The organism is Chryseobacterium lathyri (assembly GCF_019970085.1).
GTDB classification, from domain to species: Bacteria; Bacteroidota; Bacteroidia; order Flavobacteriales; family Weeksellaceae; genus Chryseobacterium; species Chryseobacterium lathyri.
The window spans coordinates 162,830-185,945 of sequence record NZ_JAHXYG010000006.1 but is presented as its reverse complement, the minus strand read 5'-3'; the positions used below and the strand labels follow the sequence as shown (position 1 = coordinate 185,945).

The 23,116-nt window shown below is 36.9% G+C and carries 17 protein-coding genes; 16 read left to right on the top strand and 1 reads right to left on the bottom strand.

The window, feature by feature from the left end; translation table 11 throughout:
* Positions 1-404: 404 nt before the first annotated feature.
* The 15 genes from rpoB (at position 405) to LC418_RS19075 (ending at position 21,673) form a co-directional block, all read left to right on the top strand.
* Positions 405-4,226, top strand: coding sequence for a DNA-directed RNA polymerase subunit beta (gene rpoB, locus LC418_RS19145; protein ID WP_111955361.1), 3,822 nt, complete (start codon positions 405-407; stop codon positions 4,224-4,226).
* An 82-nt stretch (positions 4,227-4,308) separates the two neighbouring features.
* Complete coding sequence (gene rpoC / locus LC418_RS19140; protein ID WP_111955359.1) at positions 4,309-8,574, top strand: DNA-directed RNA polymerase subunit beta'; 4,266 nt, start codon at positions 4,309-4,311, stop codon at positions 8,572-8,574.
* Between the two features lie 87 nt (positions 8,575-8,661).
* Positions 8,662-8,967, top strand: coding sequence for a DUF3467 domain-containing protein (locus LC418_RS19135; protein ID WP_034702050.1), 306 nt, complete (start codon positions 8,662-8,664; stop codon positions 8,965-8,967).
* Positions 8,968-9,152: 185 nt separating this feature from the next.
* Positions 9,153-12,005, top strand: coding sequence for a T9SS type A sorting domain-containing protein (locus LC418_RS19130; protein WP_223560314.1), 2,853 nt, complete (start codon positions 9,153-9,155; stop codon positions 12,003-12,005).
* Positions 12,006-12,007: 2 nt separating this feature from the next.
* Complete coding sequence (locus LC418_RS19125) at positions 12,008-12,487, top strand: hypothetical protein (RefSeq protein ID WP_111955357.1); 480 nt, start codon at positions 12,008-12,010, stop codon at positions 12,485-12,487.
* A 10-nt stretch (positions 12,488-12,497) separates the two neighbouring features.
* Positions 12,498-13,055 (top strand): hypothetical protein, encoded by a 558-nt coding sequence (locus LC418_RS19120; protein WP_223560313.1) that lies wholly within the window; start codon positions 12,498-12,500, stop codon positions 13,053-13,055.
* 36 nt (positions 13,056-13,091) lie between these two features.
* Positions 13,092-15,242 (top strand): TonB-dependent receptor, encoded by a 2,151-nt coding sequence (locus LC418_RS19115; protein ID WP_223560312.1) that lies wholly within the window; start codon positions 13,092-13,094, stop codon positions 15,240-15,242.
* Positions 15,243-15,487: 245 nt separating this feature from the next.
* A complete protein-coding gene (locus LC418_RS19110; RefSeq protein ID WP_111955351.1) occupies positions 15,488-16,138 on the top strand; it encodes a Crp/Fnr family transcriptional regulator in 651 nt (216 codons plus the stop codon).
* A 126-nt stretch (positions 16,139-16,264) separates the two neighbouring features.
* Positions 16,265-17,107 carry a DUF5777 family beta-barrel protein gene (locus LC418_RS19105; protein WP_223560311.1) on the top strand — a complete coding sequence of 281 codons (843 nt, stop codon included), beginning with the start codon at positions 16,265-16,267 and terminating at the stop codon, positions 17,105-17,107.
* Position 17,108: 1 nt separating this feature from the next.
* Positions 17,109-17,450, top strand: a complete 342-nt coding sequence (locus LC418_RS19100) for a c-type cytochrome (protein ID WP_167409407.1) — start codon at positions 17,109-17,111, stop codon at positions 17,448-17,450.
* A gap of 10 nt (positions 17,451-17,460) precedes the next feature.
* Positions 17,461-18,003, top strand: a complete 543-nt coding sequence (locus LC418_RS19095; RefSeq protein WP_223560310.1) for a YceI family protein — start codon at positions 17,461-17,463, stop codon at positions 18,001-18,003.
* On the top strand, positions 18,003-18,530 hold the full coding sequence (locus LC418_RS19090; protein ID WP_223560309.1) for an ankyrin repeat domain-containing protein: 528 nt from the start codon (positions 18,003-18,005) through the stop codon (positions 18,528-18,530). The genes LC418_RS19095 and LC418_RS19090 overlap by 1 nt, the downstream gene beginning before the upstream one ends.
* A gap of 3 nt (positions 18,531-18,533) precedes the next feature.
* Positions 18,534-19,319: a T9SS type A sorting domain-containing protein gene (locus tag LC418_RS19085; protein ID WP_223560308.1), complete on the top strand. Its 786-nt coding sequence runs from the start codon at positions 18,534-18,536 to the stop codon at positions 19,317-19,319.
* Between the two features lie 142 nt (positions 19,320-19,461).
* A complete protein-coding gene (locus tag LC418_RS19080; protein ID WP_223560307.1) occupies positions 19,462-20,304 on the top strand; it encodes a GNAT family N-acetyltransferase in 843 nt (280 codons plus the stop codon).
* A gap of 85 nt (positions 20,305-20,389) precedes the next feature.
* Positions 20,390-21,673, top strand: coding sequence for an alkaline phosphatase family protein (locus LC418_RS19075; RefSeq protein ID WP_223560306.1), 1,284 nt, complete (start codon positions 20,390-20,392; stop codon positions 21,671-21,673).
* A gap of 113 nt (positions 21,674-21,786) precedes the next feature.
* Here the strand turns inward: LC418_RS19075 and LC418_RS19070 are convergent, their stop codons facing one another.
* Positions 21,787-22,665, bottom strand: coding sequence for an NAD(P)H-binding protein (locus LC418_RS19070; RefSeq protein WP_223560305.1), 879 nt, complete (start codon positions 22,663-22,665; stop codon positions 21,787-21,789).
* 79 nt (positions 22,666-22,744) lie between these two features.
* Here LC418_RS19070 and LC418_RS19065 point away from each other — a divergent pair, with 79 nt between their 5' ends.
* Positions 22,745-23,113 carry a winged helix-turn-helix transcriptional regulator gene (locus tag LC418_RS19065; RefSeq protein ID WP_223560304.1) on the top strand — a complete coding sequence of 123 codons (369 nt, stop codon included), beginning with the start codon at positions 22,745-22,747 and terminating at the stop codon, positions 23,111-23,113.
* Positions 23,114-23,116 lie beyond the last annotated feature (3 nt).

Below are 23,116 nucleotides of genomic sequence, written 5' to 3'. Positions count from 1 at the left end.
TTTATTTGAAAACTTTTAATGCTCTCAAAATGAAGAGGTTTTATTTGTCTATATGAATGTAATTTCGTACCTTTGTCCCTCTTTTGGCGCGAATAATTGTTTGTAAATCTATAAAATATTGAAAATCAACTCTTTCATGGAAAATAATGAAAGGGATTTCTCGTATATAGATACTGCGGCTAGTTCTGCCTCAAAAGTAAATAAAAATATTTTGCATTACGCTGTGAAAAGATATACCAGCGTTGCAGTTAGGATTAGATTGTAAGAATAAAGAACAAAGAATAAAGACAATTTCTAATAGCGCCAAACATTATGAAGTCTTTTATCTTTTCTCTCTTTTTCTTTTTCTTTCCTGATATTTTTTAATGAATCAAAATATTTTTTAACCCTTTCTTAAAAGTTTTATGAGTAAAACAACAGCAACTACAAGGGGGAATCAGAGAATTAACTTCTCATCAGCTAAAGGAAAAATTATCACTCCTGACTTCCTGGATATCCAGTTAGAGTCTTTCAGAGATTTTTTCCAGCTTGATACCCTTCCAGAAGACAGAACAGACGAAGGTTTATACAGAACCTTCCAGGAAAACTTCCCGATCACCGATTCTAGAAATCAGTTCGTATTGGAATTCCTTGATTATCTGGTAGATTCTCCACGTTATTCAATTAACGAGTGTGTGGAAAGAGGATTGACGTATTCAGTTCCTCTTAAAGCAAGACTTAAATTGTATTGTACAGACCCTGAGCACGAGGATTTCCAGACTGTGGTTCAGGATGTGTATTTAGGCCCGGTTCCTTATATGACGCCTAGTGGATCTTTCATCATCAATGGTGCTGAAAGAGTTATTGTTACGCAGCTTCACCGTTCACCTGGTGTATTCTTCGGACAGACTTACCACGCAAACGGAACTAAACTGTACTATTCAAGAATTATCCCTTTCAAAGGATCTTGGATGGAATTTACGACCGATATCAACAGCGTTATGTACGCGTATATCGACCGTAAGAAAAAGTTACCATTAACTACCCTGTTAAGAGCGATCGGTTACGAATCTGATAAGGATATCCTTCAGATCTTCGACCTTGCTGAAGAAGTGAAAGTTTCTAAAGCGGCCCTTAAGAAAGTAGAAGGAAGAACATTGGCTGCGAGAGTATTGAACACTTGGTTCGAGGATTTCGTAGACGAAGATACAGGTGAAGTAGTTTCTATTGAAAGAAACGAAATCATCCTGGACAGAGAAACTATTCTTGAAAAAGAACATTTAGATCTTATTCTTGATGCTGGTGTGAAATCTATCCTGATTCACAAAGAAAACAGCAATGAATTCTCTATCATCCAGAATACATTACAGAAAGACCCTACCAACTCTGAAAAAGAAGCGGTAGAGTACATCTATCGTCAGTTAAGAAATGCAGATCCGCCAGATGAGGAAACTGCAAGAGGAATCATTGAAAAATTATTCTTCTCTGAGCAAAGATATTCTCTTGGTGAAGTTGGACGTTACAGGCTAAACAAAAAGTTAGGTCTTAATATTCCAACTACAACTGAAGTTCTTACAAAAGAAGATATCATTGCTATTGTAAGACACTTGATCGAGCTTGTTAACTCTAAAGCTGAGGTTGATGATATTGACCACTTATCAAACAGAAGAATTAAAACTGTTGGTGAGCAATTGGCAGGACAGTTCGGTGTAGGTCTTTCAAGAATTGCAAGAACGATCAAAGAAAGAATGAACGTTAGAGATAACGAAATCTTTACTCCACTTGATCTTGTAAATGCAAAAACATTAACATCAGTAATTAACTCGTTCTTTGGTACCAACCAGCTTTCTCAGTTCATGGACCAGACCAACCCGCTTTCAGAGATCACGCACAAGCGTAGACTTTCTGCACTAGGGCCTGGTGGTTTATCAAGAGAAAGAGCAGGTTTCGAGGTTCGTGACGTTCACCATACCCACTACGGAAGAATTTGCCCGATTGAAACTCCGGAAGGACCAAACATCGGTTTGATTTCATCTCTAGGAATCTATGCTAAAATCAATACCTTAGGTTTCATCGAAACTCCATACAGAAAAGTAGAGAATAGTAAAGTAGACCTTACTGCAGATCCTATTTATCTGAATGCAGAAGACGAAGAAGATAAAGTAATTGCTCAGGCGAACGTAGAATTGACTGATAACGGTGATTTCTTAACAGACAGGATTATTGCAAGACTAGATGGTGACTATCCGGTAGTTGAGCCGTCTCAGGTTAACCTTATCGACGTAGCTCCAAACCAGATCTCTGGTATTTCAGCTTCATTGATTCCGTTCCTGGAGCATGATGATGCGAACCGTGCATTGATGGGATCCAACATGATGCGTCAGGCAGTTCCTCTATTGAAGCCACAAGCTCCAATCGTGGGTACAGGTCTGGAACAGCAGGTTGCCAAAGATTCTAGAATCTTGATCAATGCTGAAGGTACAGGTCTTGTAGAATATGTAGATGCTGATAAGATCACCATCAAATATGAAAGAAGCGCTGACGAAGATTTAGTACAGTTTGAATCTGCTACTAAAACTTACCACCTTACTAAATTCAGAAAAACCAACCAGAGTACAACAATTACACTGAGACCAAACGTAAGAGTAGGTGAAACAGTGCATAAAGGACAGGTACTTTGCGACGGTTATGCTACTGAAAACGGAGAATTAGCTCTTGGTAGAAACTTAGTGGTAGCCTTCATGCCTTGGAAAGGATATAACTTTGAGGATGCCATCGTAATCAACGAAAAAGTGGTACGTGAAGACTGGTTTACTTCAATCCACGTTGATGAGTATTCACTTGAAGTTCGTGATACCAAATTAGGTATGGAAGAACTGACAGCAGATATTCCTAACGTTTCTGAAGAAGCAACTAAAGATCTTGACGAGAACGGTATGATCAGAATCGGAGCTGAAGTGAAGCCTGGTGATATTATGATCGGTAAGATTACGCCAAAAGGTGAATCTGACCCAACTCCGGAAGAGAAACTTCTTAGAGCCATCTTTGGTGACAAAGCCGGTGATGTGAAAGATGCTTCATTGAAAGCAGATTCTTCATTAAGAGGTGTTGTGATCAATAAAAAATTGTTCTCCAGAAATATTAAAGATAAAAAGAAAAGAACTGAAGAAAAACTTAAGCTTGAAGAAATTGAAAACACTTACAAGGCTAAGTTTGATGAGTTGAGAAACACTTTAATTGAAAAATTAAACACACTGGTAGGCGGTAAAACTTCTCAGGGAGTTACCAATGACCTTGATGAAGAAATCATCGGTAAAGGTGTGAAGTTCACTCATAAATTATTGACTTCAGTTGAAGATTACGTAAACGTAAGCGGTGCAGACTGGACTGTAGATAACGATAAGAATGAATTGGTAAAACAGTTAATTCACAACTATAAAATCAAGTTCAATGATATCCAGGGAGTTAAAAACCGTGAGAAGTTCGCTATTTCTATCGGAGATGAGCTTCCTGCAGGAATCATGAAATTGGCAAAAGTGTATATCGCTAAAAAACGTAAGTTGAATGTAGGGGATAAAATGGCAGGACGTCACGGTAACAAAGGTATCGTTTCAAGAATCGTTCGTGAAGAAGATATGCCATTCCTTGAAGACGGAACACCGGTAGATATCGTATTGAATCCACTTGGGGTACCTTCCCGTATGAACATCGGACAGATTTATGAAACAGTTCTTGGATGGGCTGGTCAGAAACTGGGTCTGAAGTTCGCTACACCAATTTTCGATGGGGCAAGCCTTGATCAGATCACTGAATATACAGAAAAAGCTGGTCTTCCGAAATTCGGTAACACTCACCTTTATGATGGTGGTACAGGAGAAAGATTTACTCAGCCGGCTACAGTAGGTATTATTTATATGCTGAAACTAGGACACATGGTTGATGATAAGATGCACGCACGTTCTATTGGTCCTTACTCATTGATTACTCAGCAGCCGTTAGGAGGTAAAGCTCAATTCGGAGGTCAGAGATTCGGAGAGATGGAGGTTTGGGCTCTTGAAGCATTTGGAGCATCAAATATCCTGAGAGAGATTCTGACTGTGAAGTCGGATGACGTGATTGGTAGAGCAAAAACTTATGAAGCAATTGCAAAAGGTGAATCGATGCCTGAACCAGGTATTCCGGAATCATTCAATGTATTACTTCACGAATTACAAGGACTTGGACTTGATGTAAGACTTGAGGAATAATTTTAAATTTTGAGTGTTGAATTTTGAATCAATTCAGAATTTATAATCCAAAATTTATAATCCAAAATCTAAAATCTAAAAAATGTCAAATAAAAATAAATCAAGTAGATTTAATAAAATAACCATCGGTTTAGCTTCACCGGAATCGATTCTTCAGGAATCAAGAGGGGAAGTTTTAAAACCGGAAACTATTAACTACAGAACACATAAACCTGAAAGAGACGGTTTGTTCTGTGAAAAAATCTTTGGTCCGGTAAAGGATTACGAATGTGCTTGTGGTAAATACAAGAGAATTCGTTACAAAGGGATCGTTTGTGACCGTTGTGGAGTAGAAGTTACTGAGAAAAAAGTAAGAAGAGAGAGAATCGGACACATCAACCTTGTAGTGCCTATTGCGCACATCTGGTATTTCCGTTCATTACCGAACAAAATCGGTTACCTTTTAGGAATTCCTTCTAAGAAATTAGACATGATCATCTACTACGAAAGATATGTAGTGATTCAGCAGGGTATTGCTAAAAAATTAGACGGTTCCGACTTCGATAATATGGAGTTCCTTACAGAAGAAGAGTACCTTGATATCATGGACACTCTTCCTGTGGAAAACCAGTATCTTGATGATTCCGATCCAAACAAATTCATCGCCAGAATGGGTGCTGAAGCTGTTGAAGATCTGTTAAAAAGAATCGATCTTGATGCATTGTCTTTCGATTTAAGACACAAAGCTCACAATGAAGGTTCCAAGCAAAGAAGAACTGAAGCTCTTAAAAGATTGAACGTTGTAGAAGCATTAAGAGGTGCCAATACAAGAATGATCAACAGACCGGAGTGGATGATTATGCGTGTGCTTCCAGTAATACCACCAGAACTAAGACCATTGGTTCCATTGGATGGAGGACGTTTCGCAACTTCTGACTTAAATGACCTTTACAGAAGAGTTATTATCAGAAACAACCGTCTGAAAAGACTATTGGAGATCAAAGCTCCGGAAGTAATCTTGAGAAACGAGAAGCGTATGCTTCAGGAATCAGTAGATTCATTATTCGATAATACAAGAAAATCTTCTGCCGTAAAATCTGAATCAAACAGACCATTGAAATCACTTTCTGATTCATTGAAAGGTAAACAAGGTCGTTTCCGTCAGAACTTACTAGGAAAAAGGGTAGATTACTCTGCGCGTTCCGTAATTGTTGTAGGTCCAAACTTACAGCTTCACGAATGTGGTATTCCTAAAGATATGGCAGCAGAACTTTACAAACCGTTCATCATCAGAAAACTGATCGAGAGAGGTATTGTAAAAACTGTGAAATCTGCAAAGAGAATCATCGACAGAAAAGAGCCTGTAGTATATGATATCCTTGAAAACGTGATGAAAGGTCACCCTGTTCTACTGAACAGAGCACCTACTCTTCACAGACTGGGTATCCAGGCATTCCAGCCTAAGATGATCGAAGGTAAGGCAATTCAGCTTCACCCGTTGGTAACAACAGCATTCAACGCCGATTTCGATGGTGACCAGATGGCGGTACACTTACCGTTAGGCCCTGAAGCGATCCTTGAAGCTCAGTTATTGATGCTAGGTTCTCAGAACATCTTGAACCCTGCAAACGGTTCTCCTATTACTGTACCTTCTCAGGACATGGTTCTTGGTCTTTATTTCATGACCAAAGAATTGAGCTCTACAGAAGATATGAAAGTAAAAGGTGAAGGCCTTGCATTCTATTCTCCGGAAGAAGCGGAAATCGCTTATGCTGAAGGAAGAGTATCATTAAACGCTAAAGTAAGATGTAGACTGCCTGTTAAAGAAAACGGAGAATTAGTAACAAGATTGATCGAAACTTCCGTAGGTAGAATTTTATTCAACCAGATTGTTCCTAAACAATCAGGATATATCAATGAACTTCTGACTAAGAAATCATTAAGAAATGTTATCGGTAAGATCCTTGCTGATACCGACTTCCCTACAACGGTGAAGTTCTTGGATGCAATGAAAGATTTAGGATATTCAAATGCATTTAAAGGAGGTCTTTCCTTCTCACTTGGAGATATTGTAGTTCCTGTTGAGAAGAAAAAAATGATTGCTCAGTCCATTGAAGCAGTAGACGAAATTAGAGCCAACTATAACATGGGTCTGATTACAGATACAGAACGTTATAACCAGGTAATCGACGTTTGGACTAATACCAACGCCGGATTAACTGAAATGATCATGGGTAGAATGAAAACCGATCAAGGTGGATTCAACTCTGTATATATGATGCTTGATTCCGGGGCGAGGGGTTCCAAAGAACAGATCCGTCAGTTATCAGGAATGAGAGGTTTGATGGCAAAACCGCAAAAAGCTGGTTCTACCGGTGCGGAAATTATTGAAAACCCGATCTTGGCAAACTTTAAAGAAGGTCTTTCCATCCTTGAGTACTTTATCTCTACTCACGGAGCCCGTAAAGGTCTTGCGGATACCGCTCTTAAGACAGCCGATGCCGGTTACTTAACAAGAAGATTGGTAGACGTTGCTCAGGACGTTATCGTTACAGAAGACGACTGTGGTACTTTAAGAGGTACTGAAGTGACTGCACTTAAGAAAAATGATGAGATCGTTGAAAAGATCTCCGAAAGAATCTTAGGTAGAGTTTCTCTTCACAACATCTATGATCCTGAAACAGATGAGTTAATCACTGAAGCAGATCAGGTAATTAATGAAGCATTAGCGAAGAGAATTGAAGCAGCAGGGTTAGAATTTGTTGAAGTTCGTTCTCCGCTTACTTGTGAAACTAAGAAAGGTATCTGTGCGAAATGTTACGGTAGAAACTTAGCAACAGGTAAAATGATCCACATGGGTGAAGCGGTAGGTGTAATTGCAGCTCAATCAATTGGGGAACCAGGTACTCAGCTTACGTTGAGAACCTTCCACCAAGGGGGTGTATCCACGAACGTTTCAGAAAACCCATCTATTGTTGCAAGAAGAGACGGTATCGTAGAATTGGATGAAGTAAGAACAATTACTTCTGAAGATGAAAACGGTAATACTGCGGAAGTAGTAGTTTCCCGTACAACAGAATTCAGATTGGTTACCGATAATGAGCAGAGAACACCATTAATGATTACTAACGTACCTTACGGTTCTCAGTTAGTCGTTAAATCTGGTGATAAAGTGAAGAAAGGTGATCTTATTGCGAAATGGGATCCATATAACGCGGTAATCATTGCTGAAACTGCTGGTAAAGTAGAATACGAGGATATCATCCAGGGTATTTCATTCCAGCTTGAAATTGACGAACAGACAGGATTCGAAGAGAAAGTAATCTCTGAATCCAGAAATAAGAAAGCCGTACCTACTCTGAAAGTGGTAGATTCTAAAGGAGTTGAGCAAAAAGGTTACAACTTACCGGTAGGAGCCCACTTAATGGTAAACGATGGTGAAAAAATTAAGGCTGGTAAAGTCTTGATCAAGATCCCAAGAAAATCTGCAAAAGCAGGGGATATCACCGGAGGTCTTCCGAGAGTTACCGAATTATTCGAAGCAAGAAACCCTTCAAACCCGGCGGTTGTTACTGAAATCGATGGGGTAGTTTCTTACGGAAAAATCAAGAGAGGTAACCGTGAACTTATTGTTGAGGCTAAAACTGGAGAAAGAAAGATTTACCTTGTAAAACTTTCCAACCAGATCCTTGTTCAGGAGAATGACTTCGTAAGAGCTGGTTCGCCGCTTTCTGACGGTTCAATTACTCCGGATGACATCTTAAGAATTAAAGGCCCAACTGCAGTTCAGGAATATTTAGTAAACGAAATTCAGGAAGTTTACCGTCTTCAGGGGGTAAAAATTGATGATAAGCACTTCGAAATTATCGTAAGACAGATGATGACGAAAGTATCTATCGTAGACGGAGGTGATACTCAGTTCCTTGAAGGTGCATTAGAGCATAAATTTGATTTCTTGGAAGAAAACAACAGAGTGTTCGGTCTTAAAGTGGTAGTTGAAGCTGGTGATTCTAAAGAATTCAAGCCAGGTCAGATGATTACTGCAAGAGAATTAAGAGATGAGAACTCTAAGTTGAAGCGTGAAGATCAAGCTTTAGTTGAAGTTAGAGAAGCACTTCCTGCTACAGCAACGCCTGTATTGCAAGGTATTACAAGAGCAGCTCTTCAGACTAAGTCATTCATGTCTGCAGCATCATTCCAGGAAACCACTAAAGTTCTGAACGAAGCAGCTGTTGCTGGTAAAGTAGACTTCTTAAGTGGTCTTAAAGAAAATGTAATTGTAGGACACAGAATCCCTGCAGGTACAGGTCTTAAAGAATACCAGAATGTAATTGTAGGTTCTAAAAAAGAATTTGAAGACCTTAACTAAAATTAATGATTTGAAATTTGAGGTTTGGATTTATTTTTATATTTTCACAATCTCAAATTTCGAATTTAAAAAACATAATTTATAACAATGGACAACAATCAAAATCCTCAAGATGGAAACATCAACATCGAATTAAACGAAATGGTAGCTGCTGGAGTATATGCTAACTTAGCATTGGTAAACCACTCTCCATCTGAATTCGTTGTAGATTTCATCCAATTAATGCCAGGTGTACAACAGGCTAAAGTAAGATCAAGAATTATTCTTGCTCCGCTTCACGCTAAAAGAGTACTTTCTGCTCTTCAACAAAACATCACTAACTACGAGCAGCAATTTGGAGAAATCAAAGAAGTTGAGCCTTTCGTATTAGGAGGTAACAACGTACAAGCTTAAGATTTTTTTTCAAAATAAATCAGAATGCCTCAAATTTATTTGAGGCATTTTTTTATGCCTTCATTTAACATAATAATGAATTTTTTATACTTTAAAAGCTGTTATTTTATGTAATTTGTAATTTTTTATACAAATTAATACAATCGTTGTTGTATTTGAGTATATTTGTAGGAAATATATAAAAAATGAAAAGATATATTATTTTTGGTGTTATGTTGTGCATATCCGGAGGTCTTTATGCGCAAGATAATACACTTCATGCTAATCAAAAACACCTTCAGGAATTATATTCTAAATATGATAAAAGTGTAAAAAAACAGCATAAATATTCAAAAACAGCAGGAATTCCTCCCGATCTTTATAATGAGGAAGATTATAAAAGAACAATGGATCCGGTTACAGGAGGAACTAATTTTTATAAGCTTGCCAAACTGAATCAGGAGATTGCTCAAGGAAGATATGCTCCCACAAAACCACTGTCTTTTATCACTACAGACGGATCCGGATCTTCTACAGCAAAAATAGTAAATGAGCCATGGGTAGAAAGAGGACCCTACAGTGTAGGAGGAAGGACCCGGACTATAATGTTTGATCCCAATGATCCAACAGGTAAAAGGGTCTTTGCAGGGGGTGTTTCAGGAGGTCTTTGGGTAAACCAGGACCCTTCTGTAAGTACCAATGAATGGACGCCGTTAAGTACATTTTGGGCAAATACTTCCATTGCCTGTATGGCTTCTGATCCAAATGATCCACAAACCTTCTATGTTGGAACAGGAGAATCTTCAACTACTGATGCGGTAGGCTCGGGAATATGGAAATCAACTAATGGAGGAACGACATGGACGCAGATCTTCACCATTCCGGTTACCTATTCCTCTTCAGGAGTAAGAAATGGTAATTTCTATATTAATGATATTAAAGTAAGAAATAATAATGGTGTTTCGGAAGTATATGCCGGAGTAAGCGGTGCTTATGTAGGGATTTCTTTTAATGACGGATGGCAGGGACTAAGCCAGGCCGGATTATACAAGTCTACAGATGGTGGTACAACATTTACCAAGAACAGCAACTTGCTTGCCCTTAATACAACTACCGGTACAACCAGTACAACAGGATACTCTATCCAGCAAATAGAAATAGGAGCGGATAATTCAGTGTGGATTTCTACCAGATCTTCCCGATTCTCAAATATAGATTCAGGAGGGCGAATTTTCAAATCTACAGACGGAAATACTTTTAGCGAAATTTATAATGTGGGAAATACGGGTTCAAGAGTAAATTTCACACTTTCCAGAACCGATGCAAATAAGATTTATGCATTCATGCAGGGAGTAAACAATACTTCGGAGCCAATTCGTATTGCAAGATCTATGGATGGTGGGACAACTTGGCAGGCTACTAATGATGCAACACCGGTTATTACACTTCCTACAGCCGCAGACACAAGTATTGCTGCAAACGATTTTACAAGAGGACAGTCGTTCTATGATCTTGTGATTGCTGCTGATCCTTTAGATGACAATACCGTTTATATCGGAGGAATTGATCTGTTTAAATCTACAAACGGAGGTGTGAGCTGGACACAGATTTCAAAATGGTCGAATAATAACAATATGGCAGCCCTGCAGGTTTCTCAGGTACATGCAGACCAGCATGAAATAGTTTTTAATCCTTTTAATAACTATTCTACCAACCAGATGTTGTTTGGAAATGACGGCGGAATTTATTTTGCTGGTAATAAAAATACGATTGGAACAATAGGAGGTTTTTCTGCTAGAAATACAAGATACAATGTTACACAGTTTTATAGTGCAACGTTGAATCCTATTAAAACTCCTTCTAATGAAGAAATTTTGGCTGGTGCTCAGGATAATGGTTCTTGGTGGTTGTATGGCGTTCCGCAGGCGAACAATTTCTTAACGAGCCAACTTGCAACTTCCGGAGACGGAATGTACACAGAATATGACGATCAGGATAATTATGAAATCGCAAGTTATGTTTACAATAATCATTATTTATTGACAAACAATGCCTATTATCTTATCTCAAGTGCTAACAGGAATGCTTACGGGCACTTTGTAAATGAGATTGCTTTAGACAGGATAAACAATGTTTTCTATTCTTACCGTTCAGGATTGACTTTATTCAGAACAAGTGGACTATCTGCTACAGCAACAACATTTACCAATAACACTGTTACAGTAGGAACGGCACAAACAAACGAGCAAATTTCCTGGCTGAAGGTTTCTCCTTACACAACTGCTTCTACAACCTTGTTTGTTGGGACTAACCTGGGAAGAATCTTTAAAATAACAAATGCTAATACAACTTCATATGTTACAACAGCAATAACAACACCAGCGGTGGGAACGATTTCTGATATCGAATTTGGAGCCAATGAAAACGAAATTATTGTAACATTATCCAACTATAATCTTACCAGTATCTTCTATTCTGCAGACGGCGGAGTAACATGGCAGAATAAAGAAGGAAATCTTCCTGATATGCCGGTAAGAACGGTTTTAAGAAATCCTGACGATGCCAATGAAATAATTGTAGGAACAGAAATGGGAGTATGGGGAACATCCAATTTCCTTTCTGCATCGCCGACCTGGGCTTCCATTAGCGGAAATATTGGGAATATAAGAATTACCAATTTAGATTACCGGCCTGCAACAAGAACAGTTTTGGTTTCTACTTACGGAAGAGGGGCTTGGACTACTCAAAACACAATAGTTGCACTAGCAACAGGAGAGGTAAAATCTAAAAAAGACGAAACAAAAGTATATCCGAATCCTTCAAAAGGAATTTCGCATTTACGATTTGATTCTGCTAAATACAGTTTTGTAGACATCAGTATTTTTGATGCATCGGGAAGAGTGATTTACAGTAAGAAAAATGTAAAATCTGATGAAGAATTTGGTCAAAGATTAACTCCTGGAAATTACGTACTGAAAGCTGAATCCAAAGGTGAAGTTATTTACAGTGGAAACTATTTGGTTTTAGGCAAAGTAACTGATAATGGAGAAGACGATTAAAAATGAATAACCAATTATTTATAATCATATTTTGGATACTGGCGTTTTCCTGTAAAGCGCCGGTTTCCTCATTATATCAGGATCGTGTAATTTTAGTTTCTGCAGAAAAAAAAGACTGGTTTGGAGGAAGACCAGGAGTGAGAGGAACGGTTTATACAGTTATATTAAAATCAAAAAATAACAAAGATAATATCCGTGTTAAATCTTTGAAAGCAGAAGGAAATACCATCAATTTTACTCAAACCAATTCTGGCAATTTAATTACTATAAAAGGTAATTTACAAAGTACAGATCAGGCAGATAATTTTGAAAATAAACCTTCCGGAACACCTGTAGAAAGTCCTAAAAAATCTCTTATTCCAGATTCAAAAGATAATTGGATAGAGTACACGGCAAACAATTCCAAAAAAATTCACAGAATATATATTTCAGGATTTGTTTCGGCAGAACCTGAGGGAGAATTAATTCCTCAAAGACAATAATTTTCTTCATTTGCATAAAAAACTATTCTTTATATTTTTATTTATTCCTTTAGTAATCATATTTTTTAATATGATTCATCCTGTCATTTCTTATATTAAAACTGAAGTATCCAAAAAAACACAATCTCATATTTTAGAACGTAAATTTAATACGTCTGAAACGATCTGTTTTTCTGAAAAAGATTTAGTAAAAGCCGAATGGAAAGAGGAAAAAGAATTTATCCTCAATGGTTTTTCTTATGATGTGATCAACATTAATTTTATAAACGGGACTAAATATTTTTATTGTTATCTGGATAAAAAAGACATCATTCTTAATTCTATATTGAATTTCTCTGCCTTTTTCGTTACCAAGAAAATAGTTGCATGGCGACATTTCGGTGTGCCTTTACAAGGAAAAAAGATAGTAAAAATTTCCAATTCTTTTATTTTTTTTGATGGTGGAGAATTGCGGGTTTTCAATATATTTCATTTAAAACAAAGATCAGAATATTTAAAAAGATTAAAAAGTACATCTTGTTTGTCAATTATAATTCCGCCTCCGGAAGATGTTTTTAACCTGTTATAAAAACATTTAAACGACAAATAATTAATTTTTTAATCAATGAAAAAATATATATGCATTGCAGCTTTGCTTAGCTGTGTAATTGCAAATGCCCAACAATCATCAGGAAGTAATATAGAAGAAGTTGCTATCCAGGGAAGAAAAAAAATAAAGCAGGAACGTGCAGAATTTAAAAGACATGCACAATCTGTAGAAACACTTTCGGAAGAAGAATTAAACAGGAACAATCCTGCTGCAATTGAACAGACATTATCTACAATGTCCGGATTACAAGTTGATAAACGGACTAATTTTGGAGGTCAGAGATTAGTTGTTCGTGGGTATGGAAACGATCAGAAGTTTAACAACTGGGGGGTTAAAGCTTATTGGAATAATATGCCATTAACAAATGCTGAAGGAATCACCATTTTGGATGATTTGGATTTTGCGTACGTCAATAATGTTGAGGTTATCAAAGGTCCTGCAGCAACAATGTATGGTGGCGGAGTAGGCGGAGTGGTTCGGTTTTATACACGTCCTGATTTTACAAAAGGCATTACAGTTTCCGAAAATGTTTTGGTAGGTGCTTTTAAAACATTTCAGTCCCGTACTCAGCTGAATGTTGCTGATGGAAACTATTCGGTTAATGCAGCTTACGGTCATCTTGAAACTGATGGTTACAGACCGAACGGAAGTGGGTTAAAAAACTTTTTTAACGTAAACGGAACAGTAAAGCTTGGAAAAAATGATCAGTTAAGTTTCTTTGGAAGCCAGGCCTATTCTTACGAGCACACGTCGGGACAGATTTCTTATGACGATTATTATGCAGGAATCGATAACGGAAACCCTGCCTATATTCGTAAAAATTCAGGAACAAAAATAAAATCTACCAGAGTGGGGCTTAGCAACTCTGTTAATATTCTTCCGAACCTTAGAAATTACACGACGATATTTTACTATAATGGAAATACAGAAAGTATTTCTGCAGGAGCTTACGGAGTATCAAGCGCACCAAATATAGGATTGCGTTCCACATTTACCCTAAAAAATGAATTCAAAGACTTCGAGAACAGGCTGGATTTTGGGGCAGAAATTCAAAATTCAATGTCTACTGCATCAAGCTACCGTTTTACAGGCTCGATTACAAATCCGCTGGAAACTACGGGAATATCCGGAGCCACTTATTTTAAATACAATAATAATCAGGCCACTTATTTTGCAATAGATTATTTAACATACAAACCTTGGGGCTTAACATTACTTGCAGGAGTAAGCGCGAATAAAACTAATTATGACAGAAAAGATTTGTATGCGCTTCCCGGATTAATTGCAGGAAAAAAAGATCAGTCTTTCGGAAAACAATATGAGACGGCTTATACTCCGCATTTTGCTTTACAAAAAGAATGGAAACATCAGATTTTTAATCTAAGCTATAGTGAAGGATACAATGCCCCTACTGCAAGTTCATCTTTTATAAATTCTACGAATACCGCTAATAATGATCTGCAGGCAGAACGTGCTAAAATGGTAGATTTCAGTGTACACGGACTTTTATTAGATACCAAGCTGGATTATCAGGTTTCTTTGTTCAGAATAGATTATTCTAATAAATTAACTCAGCTGACAATACCTGATTCTAATAACCAGACCTATTGGGCAAACACAGGAAGTCAGAAAAATAGTGGTCTGGAAGTAAGTGTTGGTTACCTGTATAAAAATGATAACTCATTCCTTAACAGAATCGCTCCCTTTGTAAATCTTTCTTATTACGATGCAAAATATAAAGATTTTAAAACAAGGTTATTGGGCGGTGAACAAACTTACGATCATAAAACTGTTGTCGGGGTTCCTAGAAATAAATATGCTGTCGGTTTGGATTTATATACAAAACCTGGCTTTTATCTCGTAAATACTTATAATTATCTGGGCAATGTATACACAGATTTTGCAAATACCAATCTCGTAAAAGGTTTTGGCTTACTTAATTCTAAATTAGGTTATAAAAAAACTTTTGGAAAATTTGATGTGGATGCTTATATAATGGGAAATAACTTAACCAATCAAATTAATTATACATTCCTGTTCTTAGGAAACAGTATTAATGATTCGGATACAGGTAATGGTTACCCAAAAGGACTCGCCACGGATCTTAATCCTGGTCCAAACAAATCGTATTTCTTTTATGGCTTGAATTTAAAATACAGATTATAGTGACTAGTTCTGAAAAATCCCGATGCAGATCAAATACTTTTTATAGGTGTAATGATTTCTGATGGTCTGTGCATCTGAAGTTAAATAATGATTGTATCGCTATTTCAAAACTCAATATAAATTTTACAAAAGACTGTTTCACAAAAGTGAAGCAGTTTTTTTTAAATAATCAATTGTTAAAATAATTTTATTCACTCTTATATTTATATTTTTCTAAATTTGTTTTTAGATATGATATAACAGATATGATAAATAATCAATTTATTCTCAATAAATTTGGATTTTTAGGAGATGATTTTTTAAATGAAATGCATGCAAATGCAATTATTACTGAAATAAAATCAAAAACAGAAGTTATCAGGGAAGGGCAAAAAAATAAATACGTTCCTTTTCTCATTAAAGGTTCTATAAAAGTCTTTACCCTCAATGATGGCAGAGAACTGATCTATTACTATATAAGACCCAATGATAGCTGCTTGATGACTTTTTCGTCCATTTTTACAGATTATACCAGCAGGGTATATGCTGTTGCAGAAGAAGAATCTGAAGTTATTCTCATTCCTGTATCTGTTATACACAGTTGGCTGATCCGTTTTCCGGAAATCAACAAGGTATTTTATCATGAATATGATAAACGTTTCTCAGACGTCATGAATATGGTAAATGATGCTGTATTTCACAGACTTGATAAAAGAGTTCTGAACTATATCCGCCAGCAGATTTCAGCCACAGGAAACAGTCCTTTAAAAATTACACACCGTGAAATAGCCAACAATTTAGGCACTTCCAGAGAAGTTATAAGCAGGGTTCTTAAAAAGATTGAAAACGAAGGTGAAATTCTTCAGACTAAGGAAGGAATCAAAATCCTTGTTAATGAAAATGTTAGACCTGTCTAATATATGATATTTTAATTAAATTGTTTTTATCATTGATAAAAACAATTTTTATGGTGACTTTTATCACACACTTTTAGATCGATAACTCAATAAGTTTGTCATATCATAATTTAATTCAAATTGTATATGACAAAAACTCTCTTATTTTTGTCGGTATTGGCCTCAGGTCTTGTCTCAGCACAGGAAGATCTGCTAAAAGATATTGACACTCTCAAAACAACCACATCAACTTCACAGCCAGCTTTTAAAGCCCTGCAGATCGTCACAGGACAATCCACAAAACTCTCTGCCAAAAATGAATGGTACATTGTGGTGGCTCACCGTTTCGGAGACATCAGTACAGGATTTAAAAATTTTTTCGGTCTGGACGATGCTTCTACCAAACTAGGGGTTATTTACGGTGTTACAGACGGTATTTCAGTCAGTCTTTCCAGGGAGACAAACATGAAAACATTCGAAGGGGCTGTAAAATACAAGCTTGTAAAGCAGACTGAAAGTTTTCCGGCAGAGATCGTAGGCTATAATGTAATGGCTTTAAATACAGACCTGGATAAGGACAATTATCCCCATCTCAGATTCAGTGACAGGCTTTCCTATCTTACGCAGGCTTTGATCTCAAGAAGATTCAATGATAAATTTTCTTTGCAACTGACTCCGTCATATATTCATAAAAATCTTTATGATCCCGCTATTGAAGATAAAAACCAGTTTTTGGCCGGATTAGGCGGCCGCTATAAAATTTCTAAAAGAATTTCTATTAACGCAGAATATTTTGTGAATTTCGATGATCACAGTTTCTATAAAAATCCTCTCTCATTGGGGATGGATATAGAAACCGGGGGACATGTGTTCCAGCTTTTATTTACCAATTCCCAAATCAATTCAGATATAGGATATCTTTCCAATGCAGTAGGAAAATGGGGGAAAGGACAGATTTTCTTTGGGTTTAACCTTTACAGAGTTTTTTAAGATGAAAAAGATACTATACTTATTATCATCAGCTGCCCTGTTTATTGCTTGTGACAGCAGGACCTATGAGGAGATTTCGGATAATACCCCAATTACAGTGACTGTAAAATATAACTCTGACGTAAAATCAATTGTTGATAATAACTGCATCGGATGCCATTCTGCAGGAAGTTTTAAGCCTTTTACAACCTATACAGACGTAAAAAACAATATTGATGGCATTCTAGACAGGATACAGAGACCCAACGGAGATCCGGGAAAAATGCCGCAGGGCGGATCTTTATCTCAGACTCAGATTAACACCTTTATAAAATGGAAAGCCGACGGGCTTGCTGAAAATTAAAATATCCGATATGAAAAGATTAATAGTAATAACTAGTGTCCTGTTTTTTACAGGTTTTGCTTCAGCCCAGAAGTACAGTTCCAAAACAGGCAGTGTAACCTTTGAGGCATCCGTGCCGCTGTTCGAAGACGTATATGCTAAAGATGATAACAATATTGTTGTCCTCAATACAGATAACGGGGAAATAGCTTCAGTTTCTGCCGTGAAAAACTTTCATTTTAAAACCAAACTAATGGAAGAGCATTTTAATGAAAATTATGCTGAAACAGCAAAATATCCTAAGGCAACCTTCAAAGGAAAGATTTTGAATTTTGATAAAACAAAACTTACAGCCTCGCCACAAAAGTATACCGTTCAGGGAACCCTGAATTTTCATGGTGTAGATAAGGCTGTTTCTTCCGCTGCTTCCATTTACAGCAAAGACGGGAAGATCTATATGCAGGGAAGCTTTGTGGCAAAACCTGCTGATCACAAGGTGACTATCCCAAAAGTAGTAACTAAAAAGATCGCTGAAAATGTCAATGTAGAATACAATTATATAATGACAAAATAATGAAAAATATTATCTTCATCATAAGTATTTTCCTGAGCTTTTCTGCACTGTCTGCCCAGGAAAAAGTAAAATCAATATTTGATATTGCCAGAAGCGGAACAGTAGCTGAAGTGAAGGAGCTTATGAAACAGGATCCGGATATCATCAACAAGACCAATGAAAGTGGCTTTTCGCCTCTTATCCTCGCCTGCTACAGAGGCAATGCCGAAGTGGCTGATTTTTTGATGGATAAAGTAAAAGATATCAATTATAACTCTTCAATGGGAACTGCACTGATGGCAGTAGTATTTAAAGGTGATTTAAAATTAGCTCAGGAACTATTAGATCATAAATCGGATATCAATACAACAGATTCACAAGGAACGACACCGCTTATTTTTGCTTCGAAATTGGGAAATACAGAAATGGTGAAACTTCTTGTTAAATATAAAGCAAATAAAACAGTAAAAGATAAACAGGGAAATACAGCCTTTGAATATGCCGTTTTATCAAAAAATTCAGAACTTATCAACCAGCTAAAAAATTAAAATATGAAAAACATTGTACTTTTTTCTTTCTTATTAATCAGTTTTTTGGGCATTTCGCAGCAAAAAACTACAGGTGATGTACCTTTGTCCCCTAATAATGGGATAACTGCAAATTTTACTCTTGACAATACAACATCTACAGTAACCTTGGTATTAAAAGGTCCGTCTGACAGATGGTTTGGCTTAGGAATTGGTGTTAATGCAGGGTTTAGCATGTCGTCAGGAGATGCTGTGGTTTATTCTGCGGTTACAACTCCAAAACTTACGGATAGAAATTTTACAGGATTCGTGCAGCCTCCATTAGACGGTTCACAAGACTGGACAATAGTAAGTGATGTTGTTGCTGGAACTGTAAGAACACTAATTTTAACAAGGGCTTTGACCAATTCAGATCCTAATGACTATCAAATGCCCTATGCAACTACCAATTCTATAAGTTTTGCAGGACCAAGACCTGCTTCTGCAACTAATACAGTGGGCCCTCATGGCGGAACAGCCAACGTAGGATATGCTACTGCATCTTTTACTTCCGTATTAGGAGTAAATGATACTGAAATGTTAAACAAAAAAGTTGTTCTTTATCCAAATCCTGCAAAAGAAACCGTAAGTATCAAAAATGTAGATAAAATAAAATCTATTGATATTTATGAATCAGCAGGAAGAAAAGTAAGATCTGTAAAACCTGAAGGAGAAAGCATTAATGTCAGAGATCTGAAGCCTGGTATTTATTATCTTGAGATCACTCTGAAAGATGGAAACCTTTCTTATGAAAAACTGATTAAAGAATAATTATTTTATAAAAATAACTCATCAAAATGCCTCTGATACTGGAGGCATTTTCTATTAACCTGCATTAAAAATTGTATGCCTTATTTCTATATAGAACTGAACGTTTTTATACCTTTGATGGTTTTCGGATAAAAAATAAGCTATGGAGATCAGAAATTTAAAGAATATTGCGACAGATGAGCTTTTATCTGTTTTTAACAGATCCTTTTCAGATTATATTGTTCCCTTTCACCTATCATTGGAACAGCTTGAATTGAAAATTATAGCGGATAAAATTGATATGAATCTGTCTGTAGGAACATTCGAATCAGGAAAGCTGGTAGGATTTATCCTTAATGCTGAAAAAAAGGAAAATGGAAAGCACATAGCATATAATGGAGGAACCGGCATCATCCCTGAATACAGAGGCCAGGGGTTGGTAAGAAAAATGTATGATTATATTATTCCCACACTCAAAGAAATAAAAACCGATGTGCTAACCCTGGAAGTAATCGAAGGTAATAATTCTGCTATCAGAGCGTACGAAAATTTAGGCTTCAAAATCGTACGGAAGCTGTTGTGTTTTAACGGAATTATTAATCTTGAAGAAAAGGATATCAATATTTCGATAAAAGAGATTGAAAACTTACAGTGGGAAAAATTGCAGTCTTTCTGGGATATACAGCCGTCATGGCAAAGCTCAATAAAAGTACTTGAGAATATTCGTCAAAGCTATACAATTTTAGGAGCGTACAAAGATGAACAGCTTAAAGGATATGTCATTTACAATCCTGCCGTTAAGAAAGTTTATCAGATTGCTGTTGATCAATATTCAAGAAGACAGGGGATCGGCACAAAGCTTTTGAGCACAATAGAGAAGACGAATGGAGGACAGGCCATCTCTGTAAACAATGTAGATGATACTTCTGAAAATACTTCTGTCTTTCTACATGCAACCGGACTTAAAAATTGGGTGTCCCAGTTTGAAATGAAGAGGGATATTTAAAATTTTAATCTGTTTTAATATACTTTTAATCTTATAAACTTTTCCGGGAGCAGTATAGGCCGTAACTTTGCCAAAAATTTTAATAATGAAGCGAGGAATACAAATTTTGTTACTGTTTTTTTCTTTAGCTATTTGTGCTCAGGAAACACATATGGATACGGCCCAGGTAGTTATTTCCGGCCGTACCAACAGTGCTGAAGCCCGGACAAAACCTTATGTGATCATGATCTCTACCGATGGTTTTAGGTATGATTACGCTAAAAAATACCATGCCGAAAATCTTCTGAAGCTAGCCGCTAATGGGGTCCAGGCCGATGCAATGATCCCAAGCTATCCAAGCATTACGTTTCCCAATCACTGGAGCCTGATCACAGGACTTTATCCTTCCCATCATGGGCTGATCGATAATTTCTTTTATGATTACAAAAGAAAAGAGCCTTATGCAATGAGCAATAAGAAGAATGCTGAAGACGGAAGCTGGTACGGAGGAATTCCACTTTGGGCATTGGCTGAAAAGCAGGGAATGGTTTCTGCATCCCTTATGTGGGTAGGCTCTGCAAGCGATGCAGGAGGAATGAGACCTTCCTATTATTATCCATATCATGAAAAATTTAAGCCTTCCGAAAAAGTAGATAAGGTCGTGAACTGGCTGAAGCTTCCTGAAGAGAAAAGACCACATTTTATATCTCTGTATTTCCCGGAAGTTGACGGAAGCGGCCATCATTACGGACCGGATAGTCAGGAAACAGAAAATGCTGTTCATTTAATTGACGGTGCAATTGGTGAGCTTGTTCAGAAAGTTAATAACCTTGGACTTAATAATGTCAACTTTATTTTTGTTTCCGATCATGGAATGATAAAAGTGGATGGCGGAACTCCATTGGAAATTCCGGTTATGCTTCTTGATAAAAACAGATTCGATTTTTACAATTCCCAGACCTTACTTAGAGTATATGTCAAAAATCCTGATGAGGTTAAAGCCGTTTATAAAGAACTTAAAGCAAACAAAACAGATGATTATGAAGTATATCTGGACAAAAAACTGCCCAAATATCTTCACTTTTCGACCAAAGATGACAGATATGACAGGATAGGACAGATTCTTCTGATTCCAAAAGCTCCAAAAATATTCTTAGAAAAAGGAAAGAAAACATCCGTAGGAAAGCACGGCTATAATCCGAAAGTTGTCCCTGAAATGAAGGCAACATTCTATGCCTGGGGACCTGAATTTAAAAATAATCTGGTAATCAATGAATTTGCCAATATTAATGTTTATCCTTTAGTCACTGAAATCTTAGGATTGAAAACAGATCAGCCTATTGATGGGAAACTGAAGGTTTTAAAGAAAACTCTGAAGGAGAAGAAATAAGTTGAGCTTTACTATACAAATCATTCAGGATTTGATTTAAAATAACAGTTTCGGCGCACCGCAGGTGCGCCGAAACTGTTTACATATTTTTTTAGTCTCAGAAAAAATCAAACTTAAAATTGATCAGCAAATTCACGGGCAAAATCCTCAAGTTTTACTGAGCCATTAACCGGAGATCCCTGTTCAGTAAAATCCTTCTGAACAACACCGGTTCTCATTCCTTTTCCCATTTCAACATAAAGCTCAGCCATTTCCTTTGGAAGACCTGCCTGCACCATTCCTTCAAAAGACTGCTCATCTGTAAATTCTACCCAAGGTAATTCCGTATTCCCAACAGCGGCTCCTAAAACCTTTGCAAAATCTGCAGGCGGTCGCGAATCGCTTACCACATAACGGATATTTTTGCCTGCTGTATTTTTTACCAGTTCTTCAGCTGCAGCCTTAGCAATATCAGTGGGATGCACCAATGGAATATCTATATTTCCAGGATAATTTCCGCCGATAATCCCTGCATTTTTAATCAATGGAATATCATTGAAGAAATTAATGTAGAAATAACCTGCTCTTAGCAAAGTAACAGAAGTATTTTCCAGCTCGTTGTATAGTTTTTCAATATGGTGAAGTCCTTTAATGGGACCATTTTCAACCGGAGAATCAGCTCCCACGCTGCTTAGCATGACAAGTCTTTTTACTCCTGTTCTGGCAATGGCTTCAGCATAATTTTTTCCTGCATTCACTGTATTTTCGACAATATTCGTCTCACCTATAATCGGAGGAGTCATTGCAAATACGGCATCAGCACCTTCAAATGTTTTAACTAAAAAATTGACATCAGTAATAGAACCGATGGCAGCTTTCGCTCCTAAAGATTCAATTTCACTTTTCCTTGCTTCGCTGCTACTGATTACAGTAACGTCGTGTCCTTTTGCAATTAATTGCTGTGCTAACGGTTTTGCGGTGTTCCCTAAAGAACCTGTTACAATAATTTTCATATTAAATGTTGTTTATTTCTTTATACAAAGTTATATTTGTACTTACTTTTATACAAGTACTTACCCTAAAGTATGTATCATGACAGCAATTAAAGAAAGTTCTACCATCCAGCAGAACAGGAAAAATATCTTGGAACAGTGCCCTGTAATGTATGTAATGGAAAAGATAGGCGGTTTTTGGAAACCTATTATTCTATTCAATCTTTCAACGGGAGAGAAGAGATACAGCGAATTAAAAAGGGCCATTCCTGAGGTGACAGAAAAAATGCTGATTCAGCATCTGAAGCAATTAGAAGCTGATGGACTGGTTGTCAGAACAGCAAAGCCTGTGGTTCCTCCGCATGTCACATATGAACTCAGTAAAGCAGGCCTCAAGCTGGCTCCTGTTATCGATGCAATGGCAGACTGGGCTTTTCAGGATATGAAAAAGCATATTAAACATCAATAAAAA